Below are 19,133 nucleotides of genomic sequence, written 5' to 3' on the forward strand. Positions count from 1 at the left end.
GCACGGCTGGTGTCCAGCGTGACATGCGGAAGGCCCCCGGGCCAGAGGCTTTCGACATCGGATCAGCGAGCGCGGAGCGCGAGCAGCGGGGAATAGGGTGCGTGCATGCGGATCCAGGTCGTCGACCACCCCCTGGTCGCCCACAAGCTCACCGTCCTGCGCGACGGGTCCACCCCGAGCCCCACGTTCCGGCTGCTGACCGACGAGCTCGTCACCCTGCTCGCCTACGAGGCCACGCGCGACGTCCGGGTCGAGGACGCCGAGGTCGTCACCCCGGTCGCCACGACGACGGGTACCCAGCTGTCCTACCCCCGCCCGCTCGTCGTACCGATCCTGCGGGCGGGCCTGGGCATGCTCGACGGGATGATGCGGCTGCTGCCGTCGGCCGAGGTCGGGTTCCTCGGGATGGTCCGCAACGAGGAGACCCTCGAGGCCGTCACGTACGCCGAGCGGCTGCCCGACGACCTGACCGGCCGCCAGTGCTACGTGCTGGACCCCATGCTCGCCACGGGCGGCACCCTCGCCGCCGCGATCCGCTTCCTCATCGACCGCGGGGCCGACCACATCACGGCGCTCTGCCTGCTCGCGGCACCGGAGGGCTGCGAGCGGCTCGAGCAGGAGCTCGCCGACCTCGACATCCCGATCGCCGTGGTGACCGCCGCGATGGACGAGCGGCTCAACGACAAGGGCTACATCGTGCCCGGTCTGGGCGACGCGGGCGACCGCCTCTACGGCCTGGCCCAGTGACCGTGCGGTAACAAGATGTGGCCTGGCTCACGGGCTCACGTCACACGTAAGACAGGTCCTCAACAGGCCCAGTCCTGTGTAGGTTGAGGCGCACTTGTGCCCCTGCCACCTGGAGGAATCGGTGCTCATCGGCATCCCCCGCGAGTCGAAGGCCGGCGAGACCCTCGTCGCTGCGACCGCGAAAACCGCGACCCAGCTCACGGGCCTCGGCTACGACGTCATCGTCGAGTCGGGCGCCGGAGACGCTGCTGACCAGCCTGACAGCGCGTTCCAAGCCGCCGACATCCGTGTCGGCAGCTCGGAGGAGGTGTGGGCCGCCGACGTCGTCGTGAAGGTCAACGCCCCCACCGACGAGGAGATCGCCCGCCTGCGCCCGGGCGCCACGGTCATCTCGATCATGGCTCCGGCGCGCTCCCCCGAGCTGGTCTCGAAGCTCGAGGCCCAGGGTGTGACCGCCCTGGCCATGGACGCCGTGCCGCGGATCTCGCGCGCGCAGTCCATGGACGTGCTGTCCTCGATGGCGAACGTCGCGGGCTACCGCGCGGTCGTCGAGGCCGCCCACGAGTTCGGCCGGATGTTCACCGGACAGGTGACCGCGGCCGGCAAGATCCCGCCGGCGCGCGTGTTCGTCGTCGGTGCCGGAGTGGCCGGTCTGGCCGCGATCGGTGCCGCGTCCGCGATGGGTGCGGAGGTGTTCGCCTTCGACGTACGTCCCGAGGTCGCCGAGCAGGTCGAGTCCATGGGCGCCCGCTTCGTGTCGGTCGACATGGAGCAGGAGGTCTCCTCCGACGGCTACGCCAAGGAGATGACCGAGGCCCAGGTCGCCGCCACGGCCGCGATGTACGACGAGGAGGCGCGCGCAGCCGACATCGTCATCACCACCGCGCTGATCCCCGGACGCCCGGCCCCGCAGCTGATCGCGGCCGAGACCGTGGCCGGCATGAAGGGCGGCTCGGTGATCGTCGACATGGCCGCGGCCAACGGCGGCAACGTCGCCGGCACCGTGGCCGACGAGAAGGTCGTGACCGCCAACGGCGTCACGATCCTCGGCTACACCGACCTGGCCGGTCGCCTCGCCGCGCAGACCTCGCAGCTGTACGGCACCAACATCGTCAACCTGCTCAAGCTGCTGACCCCGGAAAAGGACGGCGCCCTGACGCTGGACTTCGACGACGTCGTCCAGCGCGGCATCACCGTGGTCCGCAACGGCGAGGGCATGTGGCCCCCGCCGCCGGTGCAGGTCTCCGCCGCCCCGGCCGCTCCGGCCGCTGCCGCGGTCGAGGCGAAGCCGGAGAAGGCCCCGCTCTCCGCGGGCACCAAGGTCGGCCTCGTGCTCACGGGCATCGTGCTCTTCTGGCTGGTCAACGCGACCGCTCCGGACCCGATCCCTGCACACTTCAACGTGCTGATGCTCTCGATCGTGATCGGCTACTACGTCATCGGCAAGGTCGCGCACGCGCTGCACACGCCGCTGATGTCGGTGACCAACGCGATCTCGGGCGTCGTGGTGGTCGGCGCGCTCCTGACCGTGACCGCCAACGACACCCCGATCCGGGTCCTGTCCACGATCGCGATCCTGCTCGCGTCGATCAACGTCTTCGGTGGCTTCGCCGTCACCCGTCGCATGCTCGCGATGTTCAGCAAGGGGCACTGACCATGGATGTCTTCTCGATCACCGGCGCGGCGTACATCGTCGCCTCCCTGCTGTTCATCCTCTCGCTGGCGGGCCTGTCGAAGCACGAGTCGGCCAAGAACGGCCTGACCTACGGCATGGTCGGCATGGGCATCGCCCTCGTCGCCACCATCGCCCTGGTCATCAAGCAGCGCGAGATCTCCGACAGCCCGGGGCTGGCCATCGGGCTGATGATCGGCGCCGTCGTCATCGGTGGCGCGATCGGCCTGTGGCGCGCCCGCATCGTCGAGATGACCGGTATGCCGGAGCTCATCGCGATGCTGCACTCCTTCGTCGGCCTCGCGGCAGTTCTCATCGGCTGGAACGGCCATCTAGAGGACTACGTCGCCACCTCGAGCCTGGTCAACATCCACGAGGCGGAGGTCGCGATCGGCATCTTCATCGGTGCCGTCACCTTCACCGGCTCCATCGTGGCGAACCTCAAGCTCTCGGCCCGGATGAAGTCCGCCCCGATGATGCTGCCGGGCAAGAACCTCATCAACCTCGGTTCGCTCGTGGCGTTCGCGGTCCTGACGGTCCTGTACGTCGTCGACGGCGACCACCCGACGCAGGGCATCATCCTCGCGGTGATCACCGCGCTGGCGCTGTTCCTGGGCTGGCACCTGGTCGCCTCGATCGGCGGCGGTGACATGCCGGTCGTCGTGTCGATGCTCAACAGCTACTCCGGGTGGGCCGCGGCCGCCTCGGGCTTCCTGCTCGACAACAACCTGCTCATCGTGACCGGCGCGCTCGTCGGCTCCTCCGGTGCCTACCTGTCCTACATCATGTGCAAGGCGATGAACCGCTCGTTCATCTCCGTGATCGCGGGCGGCTTCGGCATCGAGGCCCCCAGTGGCGACGCCGTGGACTACGGCGAGCACCGCGAGATCGACGCCGAGGGCGCGGCCGACCTGCTGGCCAACGCCAAGTCGGTCGTCATCACCCCCGGCTACGGCATGGCCGTGGCGCAGGCGCAGTACCCGGTCGCTGACCTGACCGCCAAGCTGCGCGCCAAGGGCGTTGACGTCCGCTTCGGCATCCACCCCGTCGCGGGTCGCCTGCCCGGCCACATGAACGTGCTGCTGGCCGAGGCCAAGGTGCCCTACGACATCGTGCTCGAGATGGACGAGATCAACGAGGACTTCCCCGAGACCGACGTCGTCCTCGTCATCGGCGCCAACGACACCGTCAACCCGGCCGCCGCCGAGGACCCCGGCTCCCCCATCGCGGGCATGCCGGTCCTCGAGGTCTGGAACGCCAAGGACGTCATCGTCTTCAAGCGCTCCATGGCCCCCGGCTACGCCGGCGTCCAGAACCCCCTGTTCTTCCGCGACAACAGCCAGATGCTGTTCGGCGACGCGAAGGACCGGGTCGAGGACATCGTTCGAGCGCTCGGCTGAGCGAGGAACGAGCTCAGGCAAGCTGAGCGAGAAGGTCGAGTGCCGAGGGCACCTGCGAGCGAAGCGCTGCAGGTGCCCTCGGTGTATCGAGACCCGCCACCTGGGCTGACCAGGCTCTCATCGCACCTGGCAATCTGGCTGGGATCTCCCCGAGATCCCGACCAGAGCGCCAGGTGCGATGTGCTTTTCAGCCCGCAGCCCGTACGCCGGCGAGGACCGGCCGGGTCGGGAAGAGCGTGACCGCGGAGTTGACCGGGACGTGGTCCGAGGCGATCCGGGACTCGATCTCGAACTCGCCGGCCAGCATCGCGAGCGCCGCCACCGACTCCAGCATCGAGAAGTGCTGGCCGATGCACGCGCGCGGGCCGGCCCCGAACGGCATCCAGGCGTAGCGGTTCGCCGGCTCGCCCTCGAGGAAGCGCTCGGGGCGGAAGGAGTCCGGGTCCGGCCACAGCGCGGGGTCGTGGTGGATCGACCAGATCGAGGCGACCGTGTCGGCCCCACCGGGGATGGCGTAGCCGTCGACGACGCAGTCCTGCGAGAGCCGGCGGCCGACGAACGGCGCGGCGGGGTACATCCGCATCGCCTCCTGCAGGACGGCCGTCGCGACGGGCAGCTCGGAGTGGACCTGGGCCGCCGTCAACGGGGCGCCGCCGGCGACCGCGCGCACCTCGCCGCGGACCTCCCGCTGGACCTCCGGGTGTCGACCCAGCAGGTGCAGCGCGAAGGTCAGCGCGGCCGAGGTGGTCTCGTGACCGGCGAGCAGGAAGATCAGGATCTGGTCGCGGACCTCGGAGTCGGTGAGCCGCTCGTCGCCGTCGCGGGCGTTGAGCAGCAGGGAGATCAGGTCGTCGCCACGCTCCCCGCTGGCCCGCCGGGAGGCGATGATCCGGTCGACGACGTCGTAGAGGCCCTGCTGGGCGGACCTGGTCGCTCGGTTGATGCTCAGCGGCCACGACAGCGGCACCTTCCCACCGAGCGCGGCCCGCTTCAGGATGCCGTGCTGGGCGATCGGGAACTCGACCGAGATGACCTCCTCGAGCTCGTCCAGCTCCTCGCCGAAGAGCACCCGCCCGACGATCCGCAGGGTCAGGTGCGTCATCGCGGCGTGCAGCTCGACCTCGTCACGGGTGCGCCACTGCGCGGCGAGCGCCTCGACCTCCTCGAGCATGATCCGCAGGTAGCCGTCAACGCGAGCCTTGGTGAAGACCGGTTGGACGAAGCGCTTCTGCCGGAGCCAGTCCTCGTCCTGCGCGGTGAGGATCCCGTTGCCGAGCACCTGGCGGAACTCCTGGTAGAGCGTGTTGTCCTTGCGGAAGTTGGGCGCGGTCCTCGCGCTGAACACCGTCTCGGCCGCGGCGGCCGTGTGGACGACGTAGATCGAGTTGCGCAGCACCGGCGGACCGACCTCGAGCCGTACGACGGGACCGGTCGCGCGGGTCGCTGCTAGGAAGCCGACCCGGTCGTTGAGGAACTCCCCGACGCCGCGGTTCAGCCCCCGCGTCGGGTGGAGCGGCGGAGCGATGGCCTCAGCTGTCACGGGACGTCTCCTCTGCGTCGTGGCGCGCGAGCGCCTCGTGAGCGTAGAGCCGTCAAAACCGGCGGGACAAGGGTGCTGGCACCCTCGGTTCCGCGCCTCAGAGCGGGATCTCGGCCAGGACCTCGTGGCGCGGCGTGCCGTTCGGGCCCTCGCCCAGGTGCGAGGCGATGACCGCGACCTCGTAGACCGGCCACGACGGGCCGTCATACGTCTCGAGGACGTGGAACCACCGGGTGACGTCGGCCTTGTGCCGCAGCCGCGCGACGGTGAGGTGCGGGCGGAAGCGGCCACCGTCGACCTCGATCCCGGAGACGACCGCGGCGTTGCGGGCGCGGCCGGCCAGCCGCTCGAGCACGACGTCGGCGGCCTCGCTCACCGGCTGCACGCCGAGCGCCAGGACCCGGGCGCTCGCGACGTCGGGGAAGGCGACCGGGCCGGCGAGACGGAGCTCGGGGACCGGCGTACCGCTCAGGCCGTCGGCCAGCCGATCGACGTACCCATCGACGAGGTGGTCCTCGACGGACTCCATGAACGCCAGGGTGACGTGGAGCTGCTCGGGCCGGGTCCAGCGCAAGCCGTCGTCGGTGTCACGACGCGGGTCGAGGAAGTGGTCGAGGTGCTCGACGGCGTCCTCGGGCGGGACGATCGCCGCGAAGAGACGGCTGGTCATCACCCGACCCTGGTGCCGAGCAGGCTTCCGATCGCGAGGGTCACGACCATGGCGAACACGCCGCCGAGGACGTTGCGGATCACCGCGGGGAGCGGGTGGGCGTAGCCGAGCTTCGCCGACACGAAGCCGGTGGCAGCGAGGGCGGCGGCGACGGCGACGCCGGTGATGTAGAACCGCTCCGGGGAGGGCAGCAGGATGGTGAGCAGCGGCAGCAGCGCGCCGATAGAGAACGACACCATCGAGGCCAGGGCGGCGTTCCACGGCTTGGTGACGTCGTCGAGGTCGATGCCGAACTCGAACTCCGCGTGGGCCCGCAGCACGTCCTTCTCGGTCAGCTGCTCCGCGGCCTCGCGCGCGACGTCGTGCGAGAGGCCCTTGTCGACGAGGATCGAGGTGAGGTGCTCGAGCTCCTCCTCGGGCATCCGCTCGAGGTCGTGGCGCTCCTTCTCGATGAGGGAGAGCTCGGCGTCGCGCTGGGTGGAGACCGAGACGTACTCGCCCGCCGCCATCGACAGCGCACCCGCCACGAGGGCGGCGACGCCCGCGATCAGGATCGCCGACCGGCTGCTCGTCGCACCCGCGACACCCATCACGATGCCGGCCGTCGACACGATGCCGTCGTTGGCCCCGAGGACGCCCGCGCGCAGCCAGTTGAGGCGGTTGCCGAGACCCTCGGTGTCGCCGTGCTCGTGGACGACCTCGTGCGGGCCGGTCGGGTCGGTCGTGGGGGCGGACGTCATGGCTCCATCGTCGTCGGCGCGCACGGCCCTCGCAAGAAAGGTGAGGCTGGGCTGAGCCGTGTCGTACCTGACGAAATGGCCCCGAATTCGAACGAATTCGGGGCCACTTCGTCAGGTACGACGCGGGCGCGCAAGGCTTGCCGCCACGCGAAGCTGCCACCTACGCGAGGCGACCGCGTGCGCGGCAGCGCGGCGCCGCCGATGTCGAGCCGGGGTTCACCCGCAACCGAGCGGAGCGAGGGCGCGGGTGAACCCCGGGAGACGTCGACCAGCGGCGACGCGCTCGCGCAGAATTACAGGCCGAGCTCGCGGCCGATGAGCTCCTTCATGATCTCGTTCGAGCCGGCCCAGATCTTGGTGACCCGGGCGTCGCGCCAGGCGCGGGCGACGCGGTACTCGTTCATGAAGCCGTAGCCGCCGTGCAGCTGCACGCAGTGGTCGAGGACCTCGGACTGGATCTGCGAGGAGTACCACTTGGCCTTGGCCGCCTCGACGGCGGTGAGCTCCTTCTTCGAGTGCGCCAGGACACACTTGTCCATGTACGCCTCGGCCACCTCGATCTTGGTGAACAGCTCGGCGAGCAGGAACTTGTTGTGCTGGAAGGTGCCGATCGGGGCGCCGAAGGCCTGGCGCTCCTTGGCGTACTGCAGGGTCTCGACCAGGATCTGCTTGGCGTGGGCGACGTTCGCGACCGCGCAGCCGAGGCGCTCCTGCGGCAGCTTCTGCATCATGTGGATGAAGCCCATGTTGAGCTCACCAATGATCTCGGCGTCGGTCACCCGGACGTTCTCGAAGAACAGCTCGGCGGTGTCGGACTCCTCCATGCCGACCTTGTCGAGCTTGCGACCGCGGCTGAAGCCCTCCATGGTCGCCTCGATGCCGAACAGGGTGATGCCCTTCGGGCCTTTCTCGGGGTCGGTGCGCACGGCGGTGACGAAGAGGTCGCCGGAGTAGCCGTTGGTGATGAAGGTCTTCGAGCCGTTGATGACCCACTCGTCGCCGTCGCGCACCGCGGTGGTCTTCAGCGCGGCGAGGTCGGAGCCGCCGGAGGGCTCGGTCATGCCGATGCCGGTCAGGATCTCGCCGGAGGCACAGCCGGGCAGCCAGCGCTGCTTCTGCTCCTCGGTGCCGAGCTCGACGATGTAGGGCACGGTGATGTCGGCGTGGATGCCGTGGCAGGTGGGGTACGCCGCACCGACCCGGGCCAGCTCCTCCTGGAGGATCGCCTGGAAGCGGTAGTCGCCGGCGTCGGAGCCGCCGTACTCCTCGGGGATCTGCAGGCCGAGCATGCCGTTCTTGCCGGCGTCGAGCCAGAACTCACGCGGCAGCGCCTTGGCGGCGATGTGCTCGTCGGTGTGCGGGAGGACGGACCGCTCGATCCAGGTCCGCGCCGACTCGCGGAACGCCTCGTGGTCCTCGTCGTAGATGTCGCGCTTCATGCTCATGCGGCGCACTCTACCGGCCGGTAGCCTGCCGGCGAACCGCGCTAGCCACCGTTGTGCAGACGCCTCAGCAGCTTGTCCAGATCGATGAATTCGCCCTTGCGCGGAGCGGTGATCGCCGGTCGCGCGTCGAACTCCGAGAACGTGAAGGTGTCGTCCTGGTCGTCGGTCGTGCGGACCATGTAGTGGGGCTCCGCGACGCGCACGTAGACGATGTCCCACGCGTCGCTCCGGTTGTCCTCCTCGCGCACCTTGACCGCGTCCTCGCCGTTGACCTGGACGATGCCCTCGTTGGTGTCGGTGGCGTGGTCGCGACCGTCGCGCTCGAGCAGCTTGTCGAGGTCGCAGACGTCGTCGAAGGTGCCACGCAGGCTGTTCATCAGCAGCCACTTGTCGCCGACCAGCCGCAGCAGGGCGTCCGCCGAACCGGGCTTGTCCCCCTCGAGGAACTTCGCGTTCGGCTTGACGTAGAAGTCGCGGCCGATCGCGATGACCTCGGCGCTGCCGCCGTCCTGCTGGGTCATCGAGCCGCGGCAGTCGCCGTCGCCCGTGGCGATCATGTCGACCTGCATCTTCCCGTGCGTGCTGGTGGCCACCTCGCCGGTGACGCGCGCGGAGTTGAGGACCGCCATCTCCTTGTCGGCCGCGATGACGATCGCGCGCGGCGCCAGGTCGGCGAAGCCCGACGCCCGCGGCGCCGGGTGGTGGCCGGTCAGGAGTGCGGCCGCGGAGCCGCCGCCGACGGCGACCAGCGCGCCGAGGGCGCCGAGCGCCCACCAGAGCCTGCGCCGGCCGGCCGGGCCGCGCGGTGCCGGCGCCGGCGCGGGCGGGGCAGCGGGCCGGGCTGCGGGAGGCGCGGGAGGCGACGGCGGGCTCGGGCTCCGGCTCGGTACGTCGGCGCTGCGCACCATCGTGCGGACCGGCGCCGACCGCGGCGCGGGCATCCGCAGCGCCGCCTGCAGGTCGTCGCGCATCGCGGCGGCCGAGTCGTAGCGGGCCGCCGGGTCCTTCGCGAGCGCGATCCGGAGGATCCGGTTAGTCGCCTGGGTCATCGCGTCCGCGCCCGGCAGCTGGGGCGGCGGCTCGTGGAGGTGGCCGTTGATGACCTGGAACTCGGTGTCTCCGGCGTACGGCGTGGTGCCGGTCGCCGCCGCCCAGAGCACGCAGCCGAGCGAGTAGAGGTCGGTGGCCACGCCCGCGGGCGCGCCGGCGTGCAGCTCGGGGGCCATGTAGTTCGGCGTACCGACCCCGGAGCGGCTCAACCGCGTCGCGGCGGCGTTCATCCGGCGGGCGATCCCGAAGTCGCACAGGTAGGCGCGCACGCCGTGGGCGCGCAACCGCACCAGCACGTTCCCCGGCTTGATGTCGCGGTGGACCAGCCCGGCGGTGTGCGCGTCGTACAAGCCGCTCGCCGTCTGCTCGATGACATCGAGCGCATCCGCGAGCGGGGGTACGCCGGCGCGGTTGATCAGCGCTCCGAGGTCGCCGTCGGGGATCAGCTGGCTGGCCAGGTAGAGGTAGCCGTCCTCCTCGCCGTGGGCGTAGACCGCGACCACGTGGGCCGACTCGAGTGAGGCCTGGGCCCGCGCCTCACGGGTGAACCGCTCGCGGAACTCGGGGTCGTGGGCGTACAGCGGAGCTATCACCTTGAGCGCGACGTCGCGGCCGAGGTTCTCCTCCCGCGCGCGGAAGACGATGCCCATCCCACCGAGCCCGATCTGCTCCAGCAGCAGGAAACGCCCGATGCGGGAGCCGGCGACCGGGAAGCCAGGCGGGGACGTCACGCCGACCTTCCTACCCGAGAGGCGGGCCTTCATGCCTGCCGAGGGGGCGTCCCGCCGGCCGCCGGGCTCCTGCCCCCCAGAACGGGAACCAGCCAGACCGGGCGGGACGCATCCCGGGTGGGCCGTATCCCCACAACACGTGCCCATCTTCATGAAACGCCCGACCGACCGGCCACGACAGTCCACGGATCGGGGGACAGCCGGTGGAGATCGCCGTACGCCGGACGAGGGCCGGCCGGCGGGCCTACCCTCCGAGCATGGGGGGACGACGGGCGAGCACCGCGCACCGGACGCCCACCAACGGCTCCTCGCTGGAGCGCGGGCTGCAGCTGGTGGTCGGTCTCGTCATCGCGGCGAAGACGGTCGTGTTCGGGTTCGAGATCGCGGCCCGCGGGGACCGCACCTCCTCGGTCCTCGGGCTCGCCACCATCGTGGTCCTCTGCCTCGGCACCGCGGCGGTCCTCTGCCTGCTCGGCCGGGCCGGGCCGATCGCGGTGGCGCTGGCCACGCTGGCGCTCGTCGCCGGATCCGTCCTGCCGCGCGACCACGTCCCGCTCCCGGGCGCCGCCGACTCCCCGATCCTGCACCTGGTCGAACCGATGCTGCTCGCGGTCGTCACCCGGCGGCACCCGTGGGTGCTCATCGCCGCGCTCGACCTGCTGTTCGTCGGCCTGCGCTGGGCGACGGGCGGCTCCCGAGGCCTCGAGTACGGCGTCCAGGAGGCCGTCTTCATCTCGGGCACCGTCCTCGCCGTCGTGGTCCTCGTCCACCAGGTGAGGTCGGCCTGGGAGCACGCGGACGCCACCCTGCGCAGCCACCGGCACCTCGCCGAGGGTCAGACCCGCGCCGAGATCGAGGCGACGTCCGCGCTGCACGACGACGTGATCCCCGCGCTCATCGCCCTGGCGGTGGGTGAGAGCACGCCGTCGACGCGGTCCGCGGCCGGCCACGGCCTCGAGGCCATGGGCACCCGGCCGGAGACACCCGGCCCCCAGGGGATGGCCGAGCAGATCCTCGAGCTGGCCGCCGGGACGGGCCTCGACGTGTCGGTCTCCACCAGCGGGCCGTCGATCCGGCTCTCCGAGGTCGTCCGCCAGGCCCTCGCCAGCGCCGTGCGTGAGGCCCTGCGCAACGTCGCCCGGCACAGCGGGCAGCGCACCGCCGAGGTGCACGTCAGCCGCCTGCCCGGCCGGGTCCGGATCAGCATCGTGGACCACGGTGTCGGCTTCGACGGCACGACCGGTGTCGGTCTGCGGGTGGCGGTGACCGAACGCGTCCGCGCCGTCGGCGGTACGGCGCACATCGTGAGCAGCCCGGGGAGCGGCACCTCGGTGGAGATCGGCTGGCAGACCGGGCCCCTGCTGGCCCGCGTGGTCGGCTGGACGCGCGAGGACGACCGACTGATCCGCCTGGCGCTCGGCGACCCCGCCCGCCCTGCCCTCGGCCCCATCGTCGCGCTCGCCGCGGGCTACCTGGCGACGGCGGTGATCCTGGCCGTCCAGAACCACCCGCAACCGGCGACGTATGCCGGCTTCGTGGGCGCCGCCGGACTCGTCGCCGTCCTGCTCCTCCGGATGCGCAGCGGCCAGGTGCCCTGGTGGGGCATCGCGCTGACCTCCCTGGCGACCGCCGGCATCCTCGCGCTGGTCCTGCCCACGGTCTCGCCCGCGGGTCTGGGCGGGCTGGAGTCGTGGATCATCGAGTCGACCGCGCTGCCCGCCCTCGCCGCGGTGTGGCAGCAGTCGCTGCGGGTGACCCTGCTGATGCTGGTCCCGAACGCCGTCGTCATCGCCTCCGCCGCGCACCGGGACCACCTGCCCGTCTCGGTCCTCCCCCACCTGCTGCTCGTGCAGCCGCTCAACGCCGTCTTCGTCGGCGTCATCGCGCTCGTCTGCCGCCGGGCGGGTCGCGTGGTCGACGACGCCGCCCTGCTCGACGTCGCCGCGGCGCGGGCGGCCGCGACCCGGCAGGTCCTCGGCGCCCGGTACGAAGCGGTCGTCGCTGCCCTGCTCGCCGGCGCACGAGGACAGGCCCTCGGCCCGGAGGTCGGCCGGCTCGCCCACGCCGTACGCGACTGCCTCTACCTCCCCGGCCCGGCCCACGCCCGGCTGCGCGACGCCCTGGACGACCTGCGCCGGCGCGGCGCCGCGGTGGAGACGACGATCCGCGAGGAGCCCTTCGCGAGCGACGCGCTCGCCGGGGTGCTGCGCGCCCTGGACGGTACGACGGCCCAGCGGGTCACCCTCTCCACGTCCGCCGGACGGGCCTCGGTCGTGGTGGTGCCCGGCATCGTCGGGCCGCGCGCGGCTCCGTTGCGGGCGAGCGTGAGCCGGCTGGGGTGGGGCCTGGTCGAGGACGACGACGCGACGGTCATCAACGCGACGGTGGGCCCGCCCCTCACTCCGTGAGGTGACCCTCCTGGCGCGCCCGGGTGATGAGGCCGTGGACGTTCCCCGGGTCGACACCACCCACCCGGTAGGCCTCCGCCGCACGGGCGAGGTGCTCGCGGACCGTGGCCTCGCCGATGCCGAGCTGACGGGCGACGAGCCGGTAGGGAAGTCCCTGGCTGACCGCCTGGAGGATCTCGATCTGGCGCTGGGAGAGGCGGGTGCCGAGGTGCTCGTCGGTGAGGAGCATCGATGCCAGCGGGCCCGAGCAGGCGACCTCCCCGGCGGCGGCGTCGCGGATCGCCTGGGCCAGGCTCTCGATGGGATCGACCTTGAGGATCAGGCCTGCAGCACCGGCCTGGATGGCACGTCGTACCGGGACCGGGCGCTCCTCCGCCGTGAACAGCAGGACCACGCACCCGGCCGCGAGCAGCCGGACCACGGTCTCCTCGGCCGGCGGCTCGCCCGGCAGGTGCAGGTCGAGCAGCACGACGTCCGGCACGACCGGCCCGGCGAGGAGCTCGTCCGCCGACGCCGCGATCGCGACCAGCTCCAGGTCGACGGCGACCCGGGCCAGCGCCGCACGCACCCCCTCGAGGACGACCGGGTGGTTGTCGATCGCCCCGACGTGGATGACCCCGGCGGCTGGCACAGCCCTGATTATGTGCCCGCCGGCGGCCCACCGCCGCCAGATGCGGATCTTCGGCGGTCTAGACCGACTGCAGCTCCCGGACCTCCGGCGCGGCGGCCTCCTCACGGAACCCGTGGCGCTCCCACCAGCGGGCCAGCGGTGCGGGCGCCCACCAGTTGAGGCCGCCCAGCAGCTTCATCGTCGCCGGCACCAGCAGCGCCCGGACGACGGTCGCGTCGACAAGGACCGCGACGAGCATGCCGATGCCCATCATCTTCATGAACACCACGGTGCCGAGGCTGAACGCGCCGATCACGACGGCCAGCAGCAAGGCCGCGCTGGTGATGATCCGGCCGGACTTCTGCAGGCCGACGGCGACCGCGCGTGCGTTGCGCTCGCCGGGGCTCAGTCCGAGGTCGCGGGTGCGGTCCCACTCCTCGCGGATCCGGCTGAGCAGGAACACCTCGTAGTCCATCGACAGGCCGAACAGGACCGCCAGCATCACGATCGGGTTGGTCATGTCGAGGAAGCCGGCCGGGGTGAAGCCGAGCAGGTTCGCCAGGTGGCCGTCACTGAAGATGAAGGTGACCACGCCGAACGCGGCGGTGATGGAGAAGGCGTTCATCACGATCGCCTTGACCGACAGCACGACCGACCCGAACGCGATGAACAGCAGCGCCAGCATGACCACGACCACGATGGCACCCATCAGCGGCAGGTGGTGCTTCACCGAGGCGGCGAGGTCGACGGTCTGGGCCGTGGAGCCACCGACCAGGACCTGGCTGCCCGCGGGTGCCTCGACGGCACGGATGCTCTTCAGCACCGCCTGCGAGGTGCCGCTCTGGGTGTTGCCGTCCCAGGTCGCGCGCAGCAGCGTGACGCCGCCCTTGCTCGCGACCGGGCGGACGTCGGTCACGCCGGGCACCGTGCGGAGCGAGCGCTCGTACGTCGCCACCCGCGCCCCGCTCGCCTGATCGACCACCACGTTCGCCATGGACCGCTCCGCACCGAACTCGGTGTTCAGGCGCTCGGTCGCCTGGTGGGCGGCCGAGCTCGCCGGCAGCACGCGGTAGTCGACGCTGCCCCAGCGCACCCCGAGGAACGGCGACGCGACGGCGAGCAGCAGCACCACGACTCCGGCGACGACGAGGACGGGGCGGCGCATCACGGCGTGCCCGAGGCGGGCCCAGGCGCCGCGGTCGTCCTCGGTGGTGGCGGCCCGGTCGAGGAACGGGATCCGGCCCGCGTCGATGCGGGTGCCGAGCAGGGCGAGGGTCGCCGGGAGCACCGTGAGGGCGGCCAGCATCGCGACGAGGACGGCCGCGATCCCGCCGTACCCGATGGACTTGAGGAAGGTCTGCGGGAAGACCAGGAGCGAGCTCATCGAGGCGGCGACGGTCAGCGCCGAGAACATGACGGTGCGGCCGGCCGTGCCCATGGTCCGGAGCAGCGCGCCGTTGGTGTCGTCGGGCGTGCTCACCACCTCCTCGCGGTAGCGGGAGACGACGAAGAGCGCGTAGTCGATCGCCAGGCCCAGGCCGATCAGCGTGATGATGTTGGGGGCGAAGATCGAGACGGAGACCAGGCTGTTGAGGCCGGCGATGACAGCGCGCGCTCCGAGGACCGCCACGACACCGACGAGCAGCGGCATCAGCGAGGCCACGACGCTGCGGAAGATGATCAGCGAGAGCAGCAGGACGAACGGCAGCGAGATCATCTCGGCGCGGGCGAGGTCGGTCTTCGTCGCCTGGTTGACGTCGTCGTAGACCGCGTAGGACCCGGCCAGGGCGACATCGAGGGTGCTGTCCTGGAGGTAGGGCTTGATGGCGTGGAAGCTGTCCATGAAGCTGTTCTGGTCGGTGCCCGCCAGCGAGATGTAGACCGCCGTGGCGTGCCTGTCCCGGCTGACCATCGCGGGGTCGTGGGTCTGGTAGTAGCTCGCCACCGACGTGACGTCCGCGGCCGGGACCCGGCTCAGCGTCGCCTCGACGGCGGAGCGGAAGGCGCGGCTGGAGACGACGGCGTCCCGGTCGGTGAAGATCGCGACGACGTCGACCGAGCGGTTGCCGAAGGTGGCGCGCTCGACGTCGAGCTCCTTCGCCGACTGGCTGGAGGGGTCGTCGAACCCACCGGCCGAGAGCTTGTTCTCCAGGCCCGTCCCGGCGACCGCGGCCGCCGCGGTCAGGATCAGGCCCACGAGAAGCACGACCACTCCTCGGCGTACGACGACGCCCGCCCAACGCTCGATCATGTCGATCCCCTGCTTCGCTGAAGTGACACACCATCAGTGTCGTTTACACCGTTAACCGTAAACGGTGTAAACTCCAGTAGTCAAGTGTTCACGAAAGTTGCCGCCCCTAGACTGCGATCACCCGGCGGCGAAAGGACAGCGATGCCGCACCTGCAGGCCCCGCCCACCCGGCGGGAGCGTCAGCGCGAGGCGACGTACGACGAGATCGTGCGCGTGTCGGCGGAGCTCCTCGCCGAGGGCGCCGACCTCTCGCTCCGCGCCGTCGCCGCCCGGATGGGCATGACCGCACCGGCGCTCTACCGGTACGTGGCGAACTACCAGGAGCTCATCGACCTGGTCGCCTTCGAGCTCGACAAGGCCGCGACGCTGGAGTGGCAGCGCGAGGCGTCCCGCGTCGACAAGGACGACGTGGCTGCCCAGCTCTGCATCGCGTGCTGCGCGTTCCGCCGGTGGGCGCTCGCCAGGCCGGCCGAGTTCCGGCTCGTGTTCGCCAACCCGGTCGCGACCCAGGAGTCGAAGCGGCGCGAGCTGCTCACCGTGTCCACGTCGGGCAACTACTTCACCGACCTGCTCTACCGGATCTGGGAGCTGTACCAGTTCCCGTTCCCCGCCCTCGACGAGCTCGATGACGTGGTGCGCGAGGCCGTGCTCGACCCGCTGATCCCGGCCACCACCGAGCACATCCCGACCGAGGACCGCGGGCTGCTCTGGGTCTACATGCGGTCCTGGTCGGCGCTGTACGGCGTGGTCACCCTGGAGTCGACCGGCCACTGCGACCCGCGCGTCATCGAGTCCGGGGCGCTGTTCCGCGCCACCCTCCTGGACTGGCTCGAACCCCTCGGCCTGGACGCCGAGCGCGACCGGCTCACGAAGGTCCTCGACCGGGAGCTGGCGAGGTCCTAGGCGAGCAGCTCGTCCACCCAGGCGGGCACCAGGTCACCGGCGCGACCCTGCCGCGCCTCGTGGAAGAAGAAGCTGCCCTCGCTCGGCTCCAGGTTGAGCTCGAGCGTGCGGGCGCCGTACCGACGCGCCTGCTGGACGAAACCGGCGGCGGGGTAGACCGCGCCGGAGGTGCCGATCGACACGAACAGCTCGGCCCGCGAGAGCTCGGCCTCGATCCGGTTCATCTCGTAGGGCATCTCGCCGAACCAGACCACGTCCGGACGCAGCGCGCGGAGACCGCACCCCGGGCACGGCGGCTCGTCGACGAGCGTGGTCCGCCACGGGTAGCGGTGGCCGCACTCGGTGCACAGCGCCTTGTAGGCCTCACCGTGCATGTGGATGACACCGACCGAGCCGGCCCGCTCGTGCAGGTCGTCGATGTTCTGGGTGACCAGCACCAGGTCGTCGCCGATGGCCTCACCGAGCCGCGCCAGCGCGAGGTGCGCGGCATTCGGCTCGACGTGCTCCATCGCGGCCCGGCGCTCGTCGTAGAACTTCTGCACCATCTGCGGGTCGCGCGCGAACCCCTCGGGCGTGGCGACGTCCTCGACGTGGTGGCCCTCCCAGAGCCCGTCGGAGTCGCGGAACGTCGGCACCCCCGACTCCGCGGAGATGCCGGCACCGGTGAGGACGACGACGCGAGGCACGCTGGGAGGCTACCCGGAGCACCGGTGACCCGGATCACGCGTCTCGGCCCGGAAACACCAAGAACCACCTAGGGTTCGGCTGTGACGCAGATTCCCGGCAGCTCGGAGCCCTCGCAGGAACCGACCGCGCCCACGTACAGCTCGTACCCCGCCCAGCCCGGCACCCCGCCGCCGAGCGCTCCGACGTACGCCGCCCCGCCGACCTACACCAGCGGCCCTCCGCCGCAGGCGCCCACCAAGGCGCGCAGGTTCGGACGGCTCGGCGCGCTCGCGGCCGTCGTGCTCGTCGTCGGCGGCAAGATCGCGCTCGCCCTCGGCCTCGGCAGCGCGCTCGGCTTCGCGCACGACAAGGTCGAGCACAAGGTGCCTGACGCCGAGACCGTCGTGCAGACGGTGCTCCAGTCCGCGACCGCCGACGACGTCAAGCCCTACCTGGCGTCCGGCGTCACGCTCGCGACCGTGACCGACCGGCAGTGCGGCAACTTCCTCGCCGACAAGTCGTGGTCCAAGTTCACGATCCCGAAGTCGAGCAAGGAGGACGACGGCTCGGCCGACGTGAAGGTCGACGTCGAGGGGAAGTCCACCGACATCGTGTTCCACATGGTCGACCAGGGCGGCTGGAAGATCGAGCGCTTCACCTGCGAAGGCTGATCGTCAGGAGACCGGCGCGATCCTGGCGTAGTGCGGTTCGCCCTGTCGGTCGTCGCGCATGCCGCGACCCGGAGTCCGCAGGGTGATCCGCACCCGATCGGACCGGAACAGGTCCGTGGAGAACTCGAAGGGCACGCCTGCATCGTCGTACGTCGTCCTCGTGACGCTCACGAGCGCGTCACCGGGCGAGACGCCGAGCAGAGCGGCCTCCTCATCGGTCGCATGCACCACCTCGATGGTCTCCTCGGCGTCCGCGATGTGCAGGTCGAAGGTCGTTTCCAACAGCTCGTAGATCGAGCCGCCGAGCGGGAGGTCGAGCAGCCCCGGGAAGCGTTCCGCCGGCAGCCGCGCGTGGTCGAGGGAGAACGGCATGCCGTCGGCGAGGCGAAGCCGTTGGATGTCGAGCACCAGCTCGCCCTCGGCGAGCTGCAAGGCACGGCGGGTGGGGGCGTCGCACACGCCCATCCGGGTCGCCAGCACCCGGGTTCCGGCTGCATACCCCTGGCGGGCCAGGTACGCCGGGACTCCGACCACCTTGGTGAGGTCGTGCTCCACCTTGGCGTGGCTGATGAACGTGCCGCCGCCGCGGCCCGCCGCTCGGCGTACCAGCCCGGCCTCCTCGAGGGCCGCCAGGACCTGCCGAAGGGTCGCGCGGCTCACTCCGTAGTGCTCGGCGAGCTCACGCTCGCTGCCGAGCCGGGCGCCGGGAGGCAGGGACCCGGCGCCGATGTCGGTCAACATCCGGCGACGGAGGTTCTCCGCCACGGCGTGCTCGATCGCCATCGACACCCTCCTCAAAGGTGGATCGGTCCGGCCGGAAATCCTTCACGGTCCGACCAGAGCCGACGTTAGCCGATCTCCTCGAGGGCCTGCTGCGACTCGGGAAGCGTCTGCCCACCGTCGACCACGATGGTCTGCCCCGTGATGAACGCAGCCTCGTCGGTCGCGAGGAACAGCGCGGCATTGCCGATGTCAGCTACGGAGCCCAGCCGCTTCTGCGGGATGCTGGCCGCCATGCCCGCCAGGTAGTCGGAGCCGAGCCCGTCGAGCCCCTCGGTGGCGATATTGCCCGGGAGGACGGCGTTCACCGTGATCGAGCGTGGGGCGAGCTCGAGAGCTGCGGTCCTCATGAAGCCGAGCTGCGCCGCCTTGCTCGCCCCGTAGTGCGACCAGCCCGGGTAACCGGTGAGGGGGCCCGTGATCGACGAGGTCAGCACCACCCGGCCCCGGCGCGACGCCGTCAGGGAGTCCAGGCACGCCTGCACCGCGAAGATGCTGCCGTTCAGGTTCGTGCGCATCACCCCGACGAGGTCGTCCTCGGTCATCTCCTCCAACCGCGCCGACGGGAACACCCCGGCGTTCGCGCACAGGACGTCGATGCCGCCGTGCCGCTCCACAGCGGTAGCCGCCATCTCCACGCAGGCGGACCGCGAGCTCACGTCCGCCACCACGTACGACGTGTCTCCGCCGATGTCCGCCACCGCCGCCTCGAGCGCAGTCGCGTCGCGGCCCGTGATCAGGACCTGTGCTCCTGCGCGGGCGAACACCGTGGCGATGCCCTTGCCGATCCCCTTGCTACCACCCGTGACGATCACGGATCGGCCGGCGATGGAGGTGAACATGTGCTGC

The 19,133-nt window shown here is 71.1% G+C and carries 16 protein-coding genes; 6 read left to right on the forward strand and 10 right to left on the reverse strand.

Going from position 1 to position 19,133, the window contains the following annotated elements:
* The first annotated feature begins 105 nt into the window (after window positions 1-105).
* From upp to pntB, 3 genes are all read left to right on the forward strand, one after another.
* Entirely contained in the window at window positions 106-747 is a 642-nt protein-coding gene (gene upp, locus ACYVAQ_RS07745; protein ID WP_460787937.1) for a uracil phosphoribosyltransferase, read from the forward strand.
* Between the two features lie 121 nt (window positions 748-868).
* The gene (locus tag ACYVAQ_RS07750) at window positions 869-2,401 is read left to right on the forward strand and encodes a Re/Si-specific NAD(P)(+) transhydrogenase subunit alpha (protein WP_460787938.1); all 1,533 of its coding nucleotides are present in this window, start codon (window positions 869-871) and stop codon (window positions 2,399-2,401) included.
* Between the two features lie 2 nt (window positions 2,402-2,403).
* The gene (gene pntB / locus ACYVAQ_RS07755; RefSeq protein ID WP_460787939.1) at window positions 2,404-3,819 is read left to right on the forward strand and encodes a Re/Si-specific NAD(P)(+) transhydrogenase subunit beta; all 1,416 of its coding nucleotides are present in this window, start codon (window positions 2,404-2,406) and stop codon (window positions 3,817-3,819) included.
* A 187-nt stretch (window positions 3,820-4,006) separates the two neighbouring features.
* On the opposite strand, the gene ACYVAQ_RS07760 is transcribed toward pntB, so the two are convergent.
* From ACYVAQ_RS07760 to ACYVAQ_RS07780, 5 genes are all read right to left on the reverse strand, one after another.
* On the reverse strand, window positions 4,007-5,359 hold the full coding sequence (locus tag ACYVAQ_RS07760) for a cytochrome P450 (protein WP_460787940.1): 1,353 nt from the start codon (window positions 5,357-5,359) through the stop codon (window positions 4,007-4,009).
* A gap of 97 nt (window positions 5,360-5,456) precedes the next feature.
* A complete protein-coding gene (gene thpR, locus ACYVAQ_RS07765; protein WP_460787941.1) occupies window positions 5,457-6,029 on the reverse strand; it encodes an RNA 2',3'-cyclic phosphodiesterase in 573 nt (190 codons plus the stop codon).
* A complete protein-coding gene (locus tag ACYVAQ_RS07770) occupies window positions 6,029-6,769 on the reverse strand; it encodes a VIT1/CCC1 transporter family protein (protein WP_460787942.1) in 741 nt (246 codons plus the stop codon). The genes thpR and ACYVAQ_RS07770 overlap by 1 nt, the downstream gene beginning before the upstream one ends.
* A 293-nt stretch (window positions 6,770-7,062) precedes the next feature.
* On the reverse strand, window positions 7,063-8,208 hold the full coding sequence (locus ACYVAQ_RS07775; RefSeq protein WP_460788103.1) for an acyl-CoA dehydrogenase family protein: 1,146 nt from the start codon (window positions 8,206-8,208) through the stop codon (window positions 7,063-7,065).
* 47 nt (window positions 8,209-8,255) lie between these two features.
* Window positions 8,256-9,995: a serine/threonine-protein kinase gene (locus ACYVAQ_RS07780; protein WP_460787943.1), complete on the reverse strand. Its 1,740-nt coding sequence runs from the start codon at window positions 9,993-9,995 to the stop codon at window positions 8,256-8,258.
* A 257-nt stretch (window positions 9,996-10,252) separates the two neighbouring features.
* Here ACYVAQ_RS07780 and ACYVAQ_RS07785 point away from each other — a divergent pair, with 257 nt between their 5' ends.
* Window positions 10,253-12,403, forward strand: a complete 2,151-nt coding sequence (locus tag ACYVAQ_RS07785) for a sensor histidine kinase (RefSeq protein WP_460787944.1) — start codon at window positions 10,253-10,255, stop codon at window positions 12,401-12,403.
* On the opposite strand, the gene ACYVAQ_RS07790 is transcribed toward ACYVAQ_RS07785, so the two are convergent.
* The gene (locus ACYVAQ_RS07790) at window positions 12,393-13,034 is read right to left on the reverse strand and encodes a LuxR C-terminal-related transcriptional regulator (RefSeq protein ID WP_460787945.1); all 642 of its coding nucleotides are present in this window, start codon (window positions 13,032-13,034) and stop codon (window positions 12,393-12,395) included. The two genes, ACYVAQ_RS07785 and ACYVAQ_RS07790, sit on opposite strands and share 11 nt — an antisense overlap.
* A gap of 58 nt (window positions 13,035-13,092) precedes the next feature.
* Entirely contained in the window at window positions 13,093-15,264 is a 2,172-nt protein-coding gene (locus ACYVAQ_RS07795; protein WP_460787946.1) for an MMPL family transporter, read from the reverse strand.
* A gap of 141 nt (window positions 15,265-15,405) precedes the next feature.
* Here ACYVAQ_RS07795 and ACYVAQ_RS07800 point away from each other — a divergent pair, with 141 nt between their 5' ends.
* On the forward strand, window positions 15,406-16,167 hold the full coding sequence (locus tag ACYVAQ_RS07800) for a TetR/AcrR family transcriptional regulator (protein WP_460787947.1): 762 nt from the start codon (window positions 15,406-15,408) through the stop codon (window positions 16,165-16,167).
* On the opposite strand, the gene ACYVAQ_RS07805 is transcribed toward ACYVAQ_RS07800, so the two are convergent.
* On the reverse strand, window positions 16,164-16,853 hold the full coding sequence (locus ACYVAQ_RS07805) for an NAD-dependent deacylase (protein ID WP_460787948.1): 690 nt from the start codon (window positions 16,851-16,853) through the stop codon (window positions 16,164-16,166). The two genes, ACYVAQ_RS07800 and ACYVAQ_RS07805, sit on opposite strands and share 4 nt — an antisense overlap.
* Window positions 16,854-16,934: 81 nt before the next feature.
* On the opposite strand from ACYVAQ_RS07805, the gene ACYVAQ_RS07810 reads away from it, so the two are divergent.
* On the forward strand, window positions 16,935-17,504 hold the full coding sequence (locus ACYVAQ_RS07810; RefSeq protein ID WP_460787949.1) for a hypothetical protein: 570 nt from the start codon (window positions 16,935-16,937) through the stop codon (window positions 17,502-17,504).
* A 3-nt stretch (window positions 17,505-17,507) separates the two neighbouring features.
* On the opposite strand, the gene ACYVAQ_RS07815 is transcribed toward ACYVAQ_RS07810, so the two are convergent.
* Together ACYVAQ_RS07815 and fabG are read right to left on the reverse strand one after the other, a co-directional pair.
* Window positions 17,508-18,287 carry a GntR family transcriptional regulator gene (locus ACYVAQ_RS07815; RefSeq protein WP_460787950.1) on the reverse strand — a complete coding sequence of 260 codons (780 nt, stop codon included), beginning with the start codon at window positions 18,285-18,287 and terminating at the stop codon, window positions 17,508-17,510.
* 65 nt (window positions 18,288-18,352) lie between these two features.
* Window positions 18,353-19,126 carry a 3-oxoacyl-ACP reductase FabG gene (gene fabG, locus ACYVAQ_RS07820; protein ID WP_460787951.1) on the reverse strand — a complete coding sequence of 258 codons (774 nt, stop codon included), beginning with the start codon at window positions 19,124-19,126 and terminating at the stop codon, window positions 18,353-18,355.
* Between the last annotated feature and the right edge of the window lie 7 nt (window positions 19,127-19,133).

The sequence above is a fragment of the Nocardioides maradonensis genome (genome assembly GCF_054777115.1).

Coding starts and splice junctions, on each gene's coding strand:
- fabG (WP_460787951.1), bottom strand. CDS start 19,126: ATGTTCACCTCCATCGCCGGCCGATCCGTGATCGTCACGGGTGGTAGC.
- ACYVAQ_RS07785 (WP_460787944.1), top strand. CDS start 10,253: ATGGGGGGACGACGGGCGAGCACCGCGCACCGGACGCCCACCAACGGC.
- ACYVAQ_RS07795 (WP_460787946.1), bottom strand. CDS start 15,264: ATGATCGAGCGTTGGGCGGGCGTCGTCGTACGCCGAGGAGTGGTCGTG.
- thpR (WP_460787941.1), bottom strand. CDS start 6,029: ATGACCAGCCGTCTCTTCGCGGCGATCGTCCCGCCCGAGGACGCCGTC.
- pntB (WP_460787939.1), top strand. CDS start 2,404: ATGGATGTCTTCTCGATCACCGGCGCGGCGTACATCGTCGCCTCCCTG.
- ACYVAQ_RS07815 (WP_460787950.1), bottom strand. CDS start 18,287: ATGGCGATCGAGCACGCCGTGGCGGAGAACCTCCGTCGCCGGATGTTG.
- ACYVAQ_RS07775 (WP_460788103.1), bottom strand. CDS start 8,208: ATGAAGCGCGACATCTACGACGAGGACCACGAGGCGTTCCGCGAGTCG.
- ACYVAQ_RS07770 (WP_460787942.1), bottom strand. CDS start 6,769: ATGACGTCCGCCCCCACGACCGACCCGACCGGCCCGCACGAGGTCGTC.
- upp (WP_460787937.1), top strand. CDS start 106: ATGCGGATCCAGGTCGTCGACCACCCCCTGGTCGCCCACAAGCTCACC.
- ACYVAQ_RS07800 (WP_460787947.1), top strand. CDS start 15,406: ATGCCGCACCTGCAGGCCCCGCCCACCCGGCGGGAGCGTCAGCGCGAG.